The following is a 7,447-nucleotide window of genomic DNA, read 5'->3' as shown; positions in this document are numbered from 1 at the left end:
ATGGTGTCTTCACACCAAACAATACTACTCTTGGTGCTGTGTACACTCCTTCAGCTGCTGAAATCTCTGCCGGTACAGTAACACTTACTTTGACAACGACTGGAAATGGCGACTGTAATGCCGTTTCTGACGATATTGAGATTACGATTACTCCTGCTCCAATTGTAAACGCAGGTGCCAACACAGATTACTGTGCAAACAATGCAGTGATTACTTTGAACGGTTCTGTAACGGTTGCAACTGGTGGAGCATGGAGCGGCGGATCGGGTACTTTTACACCTGATGCGAATACTCTGAATGCTACTTACACTCCTTCTGCTGGAGAAATAGCTTCTGGCAGTATTACACTTACATTGACTTCTACTGGAAACGCAGATTGTATCGCAGTAACGGATCAAGTAACATTCACTTTCAGTGATGCACCAACTGTAGATGCAGGCGCTGATCAAGATGTTTGTGAAAACAATGCTGATGTTTCTCTGGCTGGAGCAGTAACTATTGCTGCTGGAGGTGTTTGGAGCGGTGGTCTAGGAACTTTTAATCCTAGCGCTAATTCGCTTAACGCAACTTATACTCCAACTGCAGCTGAAATTGTAGCTGGTACTCTTACGCTTACTTTGACTACTACAGGAAATGGAACGTGTAATCCAGAATCTGATGACGTTGAAATCACATTCACACCTTCTCCTACTGTCAGTGCTGGAGCGGATGTAGATGTTTGTGCAAACGATCCTGATGTAGTTCTAAACGGATCTGTTACAATCGCTTCTGGTGGTATTTGGAGCGGTGGTCTTGGAACTTTTAGTCCGAACAACACGACTCTAGGAGCTGTATACATTCCTTCAGTCGCTGAGATTGCTACTGGTACAGTAACCTTGACTCTTACCACAACAGGAAATGGAAACTGTAATCCTATTACTGATCAAGTAGTAATCACCATCACACCAGCTCCCGTTGTAGATGCAGGTACTGGTTCACAGTTTTGTGCTAACAATCCTGATATCACCCTTGCTGGTTCTGTAACTGTCGCCACAGGAGGAACTTGGACTGGTGGCGGTGGAACTTTCACTCCTGATGCAAATACATTGAATGCTGTGTATACACCTACTCTTGGTGAAATCGCTTCAGGAAGTGTCACTCTTATTCTCACTTCTGTCGGAAATGGGAATTGTATAGCCGTTTCTGACAACGTGACCTACACATTTGGACCTGCTCCAACAGCAGATGCTGGTGTTGATCAAACGCTTTGTGAAAACAATGCTGATGTGACTCTTGCTGGGGTTGTTACAGTATCGTCTGGAGGTGAATGGACTGGCGGGGCCGGGACTTTCACACCAAATGCAAACACTCTAAATGCAGTTTACACACCAACAGCAGCGGAACTCACAGCAGGAACTGTAACACTTACTTTAACTACAACAGGAAACGGAAACTGTACACCTGTTTCTGATGATGTGGTTGTCGACTTTACTGATGCTCCAACTGCTAATGCAGGAGTAGATCAAACTGTTTGTGGAAACAACCCTGATGTCAACTTAAGCGGTTCGGTATCTATAGCAACTGGCGGCACATGGAGCGGAGGATTCGGATCATTCTCTCCTGATGCAAACTCACTTTTTGCTACTTATACACCATCTCTTGGAGAGATTGCCGCTGGCGGGGTGACTCTAACATTGACTACTACTGGAAACGGAAACTGTACTCCCGCAACTGATCAAATTACCATCACGATCACCGACGCTCCTACAGTAAACGCAGGAACAGATGCAAGTCTTTGTGAAAACAATGCTGATATTAACCTTAATGGTATTATCACAGAAGCTACAGGAGCAACTTGGACAGGTGGTTCAGGAACATTCACTCCTGATGCAAATACGTTGAACGCTGTTTACACACCAAGCGTAGGTGAGCTCACTACAGGTTCAGTAACACTCACACTTACAACGACTGGAAATGGCGATTGTATTGCGGTTTCTGATGATGTGACTTACACATTTACTCCAGCACCAACTATTGATGCTGGTGCTGATCAAGTTCTTTGTGAGAACAATGCTGATGTTTCTCTTTCAGCGACCTTAATTGGTGCTGGTGGAGTCGAGTGGTCAGGTGGGGATGGAATTTATATACCAAGCGTTAATGCGCTAAATATTGTGTATACACCTACCACAGCAGAGCTCGAAGCGGGAATAGTAACTCTAACATTGACCACAATTGGAAATGGAAATTGTACCCCGGTTTCTGATGAGGTAGAAGTGACTTTTACTGATGCTCCTACAGCCAATGCGGGAACTGATCAAACGGTTTGTGCAAATAACTCTGATGTGAATTTGACTGGCTCTGTATCCATTGCTTCTGGCGGTGTTTGGAGCGGTGGTTTTGGTTCTTTCAGCCCTGACGCAAGCTCTCTCTTTGCCACATATACCCCTTCACTTGGGGAAATTGCGGCTGGAACGGTGACTCTGACTTTGACGACTACAGGGAATGGAAACTGTATTCCAGTAACTGATGATATCACAATTACAATAACTCCAGAACCAACGGTTGACGCAGGAACTGATGCAGCATTTTGTGCTAATAATGCAGAGATTAATTTGAATGGTTCGGTGACGGCTGCAAATGGTGCGACCTGGTCAGGTGGATCGGGAACGTTCACCCCAGACGCCAGTACATTGAATGCAATATACACCCCAAGCGTTTCTGAAATTACAGCTGGATCAGTAACACTTACTTTGACCTCGACTGGGAATGGGTTATGTTCTCCCGTAGTTGATAACGTTTCTTATACATTTACACCTGCACCATCAGTCGATGCAGGAGCAGATATTACGCTTTGCTCGAATAATGCAGAAGCATCCTTGAGTGGAGCTATTACAGTTGCTTCTGGTGCAGTCTGGACAGGAGGTTTAGGCGCGTTCTCTCCAAATGCCAATACTCTAAATGCTACATATAGCCCAACTGCTGCGGAAATTGCAGCGGGGTCATTAACGTTGACTTTAACCACAACAGGAAACGGGAGTTGTAGCGCAGAATCTGACGATGTTGAACTCATCTTCACACCTGCACCAACTGCAAATGCTGGTCTAGATGTGGACGTTTGCGCCAACAATCCTAATGTTAACTTAAACGGCCAGGTAACGGTCGTTACCAGTGGAATATGGACTGGTGGAAATGGCGTTTTTTCCCCGAATAATACCACTCTGGGAGCTGTATATTCTCCATCTCCGGCCGAAATCGGTGCGGGTTCAGTTACACTAACTCTTACAACTACTGGAAACGGTGATTGTACTGCGGTCACGGATCAAATGACTATTACAATAGCGCCAGCTCCATCCGTCGATGCTGGAATAGGGTTTGAGCTTTGTGAGAATAATCCAGAAATTACCCTAGCAGGTTCTGTAGCGAATGCTGACGGAGCGGCCTGGAGCGGCGGTTCAGGAACCTTTAACCCTGATGCAAATACACTGAATGCGGTTTACACTCCAAGTGCATCTGAGATAGCAAGTGGGTCAATTACATTGACACTCACTTCTACGGGTAATGCTAATTGCTTACCAGAGTCAGATATTGTGACATACACCTTTGGTCCAGCCCCAACAGCGGATGCGGGAGTTGATCAAGTAGCATGTGCAAACAATGCAGACATCAGTTTAACTGGGTCGGTAACAGTGGCGACAGGAGGAACGTGGAGTGGAGGAACAGGAACATTCACCCCAAGCGCGAATACTCTGAACGCAGTTTACACCCCAAGTGCAGCTGAGATCACCGCTGGGACAGTAACATTGACTCTAACGACTACAGGAAACGGCGATTGTAATCCAGCATCAGACGATATAGTGATCAACTTCACGCCAGCGCCGACAGCGAGTGCAGGTTCAGACCAGACGGTATGTGCCAACAATGCTGAGGTAAGCTTAAACGGATCAGTAACGATTGCCACAGGTGGAGTCTGGACTGGTGGAGGTGGAGTATTCAGCGATGCGAATATTCTCAACCCAACTTATACTCCAAGTGCAGCAGAGATTGCAGCCGGAACGGTAACCTTGATTTTGACGACCACAGGAAACGGCGATTGTAATCCAGTATCGGACGATCTAGTGATCACGATTACTCCTTCACCAGTAGTAGATGCGGGCACTACCGATGTGTTGTGTGCAAACAATGCAGAGATCAGCCTAGCTGGATCAGTAACTGGAGCAACCGGTGGAACATGGTCAGGCGGATCAGGAACATTTACTCCAGATGCAGACGACTTGAATGCAGTTTACACACCAAGTGCTGGGGAGATTACTGCAGGATCAGTAACACTTATCCTAACTTCTACCGGAAATGGAAATTGCTTGCCAGTGAGCGACAATGTGACATACACCTTTAGTCCAGCCCCAACAGCGGATGCGGGAGTTGATCAAGTAGCATGTGCAAACAATGCAGACATCAGTTTAACTGGGTCGGTAACAGTGGCGACAGGAGGAACGTGGAGTGGAGGAACAGGAACATTCACCCCAAGCGCGAATACTCTGAACGCAGTTTACACCCCAAGTGCAGCTGAGATCACCGCTGGGACAGTAACATTGACTCTAACGACTACAGGAAACGGCGATTGTAATCCAGCATCAGACGATATAGTGATCAACTTCACGCCAGCGCCGACAGCGAGTGCAGGTTCAGACCAGACGGTATGTGCCAACAATGCTGAGGTAAGCTTAAACGGATCAGTAACGATTGCCACAGGTGGAGTCTGGACTGGTGGAGGTGGAGTATTCAGCGATGCGAATATTCTCAACCCAACTTATACTCCAAGTGCAGCAGAGATTGCAGCCGGAACGGTAACCTTGATTTTGACGACCACAGGAAACGGTGATTGTAATCCAGTATCGGACGATCTAGTGATCACGATTACTCCTTCACCAGTAGTAGATGCGGGCACTACCGATGTGTTGTGTGCAAACAATGCAGAGATCAGCCTAGCTGGATCAGTAACTGGAGCAACCGGTGGAACATGGTCAGGCGGATCAGGAACATTTACTCCAGATGCAGACGACTTGAATGCAGTTTACACACCAAGTGCTGGGGAGATTACTGCAGGATCAGTAACACTTATCCTAACTTCTACCGGAAATGGAAACTGCTTGCCAGTGAGCGACATTGTTACTTACACGTTCGGTGCAGCACCAACAGTAGATGCTGGAGCGGACTTCCAAGTGTGTTCTAATAATGCTGATGCGGCCCTTTCGGGAGTGGTAACTGTCGCGACTGGCGGGACATGGTCGGGAGGCCTAGGAACGTTTAGTCCAAATGCGAATACACTGAATGCGGTTTACACACCGACAGCTTCGGAAATCACTGCAGGATCAGTTGTACTTAATTTGACTACCACAGGAAATGGTGACTGTTTACCAGTTACTGATGACGTTGAGATTTCGTTCTCTCCAGCGCCGACAGCTGATGCTGGTGTAGATCAAATAGTATGTGCTAATAATGCTGATGTTACCCTTGCTGGTGCTGTAACGGTTGCTGCGGGTGGAACATGGACTGGTGGAGCAGGTACATTCACACCAGATGCTAACACTCTAGGAGCTATCTATACACCTAGCCCAGATGAAATAGCCACAGGTTCTGTGACATTAACCTTAACTACCACGGGGAATTTGGACTGTAATGCGGCTATTGACCAAATTACCATTACCATTACTCCAGAACCAACGGCAGATGCAGGGTTAGGCTTTGAAGTATGTTCAAACAACCCAGACATTACATTGAATGGATCAGTGACTGTCGCAACGGGTGGAACCTGGAGTGGTGGAAGTGGTTCATTCGTTCCAAATGCCAATGAGTTGAATGCGGTTTATACTCCGAGTCCAGCAGAAACAGCATCTGGAAGTGTGACACTAACGTTGACCACAACAGGAAACGGAAATTGTATTGCAGTTTCTGATGATGTTACCTTCACGTTTGGCCCCTCGCCAACTGCCGATGCTGGAACTGATATTGTGCTCTGTGCAAACAACGCTACCGCTCAGTTAGGAGGTTCAGTAACAGTAGCTACCGGAGGCACATGGTCGGGTGGGCTAGGAACATTTATCCCTAATGCAAATGACCTGAACGCGGAGTATACTCCAACAGTGGCTGAGATTGCATCAGGAAGTGTAACTCTGACCTTGACCACAACAGGAAACGGTGGATGTCTGCCTGTTACTGACGACTTAGAGATTGACTTTACTCCTGCACCTACGGCCAATGCTGGCATCGACCAAACTGTTTGTGAAAACGATCCAGAGGTAGTTCTAACAGGATTCATTACAGTAGCTACAGGAGCAACTTGGAGCGGAGGAGCAGGAGTATTCACGCCTGACGCCAACTCTCTAAATGCTACTTATGTGCCATCTTCTGCGGAGATTGCCGCAGGAACAGTGACACTCACTTTAACTACTACTGGAAACGGTGACTGCTTATCTGAGTCAGATCAGATGACGATTACCATTGATCCTTCTCCGCTAGTATCTGCTGGAATTGATCAAGCTGTATGTTCGAATAATGCCGATGTTTTATTGAACGGCAGTATTGCGAATGCTGCGGGTGCTGAATGGACAGGTGGTCTAGGAACATTTAGTCCTGATAACACGGCACTCAATGCTATTTATACACCTTCTCCAGCCGAGATTGCGGGAGGTAGCATTACCCTGACATTGACTTCTACTGGAAATGGACTTTGTCTTGCAGAGAGTGATGAAATTGTGATCAATTTCACACCTTCTCCAACTGTTGGAGCAGGAGATGATATTACGCTTTGTGCGAGCACTCCAGATGCTCAACTTAATGGTACATTTAGCATTTCTACTGGTGTTCAGTGGACAGGTGGAGCAGGATCTTACTCCCCAAATGCTAATGATACAAATGCAGTGTACACACCGACTGCTGCTGAAATAGCCGCAGGTTCTGTAACATTGACTTTAACAACATTAGGTAATGGCGATTGTATAGCGGTGTCTGATGAAGTGACGATCTTCTTCGATCCTACACCGACCATCACAGCTGGTTCTGACTTGATTTCTTGTGCAAACAACCCTACTGTTGAACTAGAAGGTGCATTCACAAATGCCACTGGAATTCAATGGACAGGTGGAACAGGGTTCTTTAACCCTAATGATGAAACTCCTAACGCAATTTATACACCATCAGCGGCTGAGATAATTAACGGATTCGTTAATCTGACAATTGAGTCTGTTGGAACAGGAGTTTGTCCACAGATATCGGACGTAATGACAATCACCATCACTCCAGCCCCTATAGTAGATGCTGGTGCCGACCAAGAGGCTTGTGCAAACAACAGCACAGTTCAATTGAGTGGTTCAGTGCAGTTTGCGGCAGGAGGCCAGTGGAGCGGTGGTTCGGGAAGTTTCACGCCAACCAACAACTCACTTACCGCATCTTATGAGCCAACTGCGGCTGA

General features: G+C 46.8%; 1 protein-coding gene. It reads left to right on the top strand.

The window, feature by feature from the left end; translation table 11 throughout:
- Window positions 1–7,447: hypothetical protein (locus MK185_17525; protein ID MCH2042431.1), on the top strand; the 7,447-nt coding region annotated here is incomplete at both ends.

It is taken from the genome of Saccharospirillaceae bacterium (assembly GCA_022448365.1).
In the GTDB taxonomy this organism is placed as follows: domain Bacteria; phylum Pseudomonadota; class Gammaproteobacteria; order Pseudomonadales; family Oceanobacteraceae; genus Bacterioplanoides.
The sequence above is the reverse complement of the archived record's forward strand: the minus strand, read 5'-3'. Positions and strand labels throughout refer to the sequence as shown.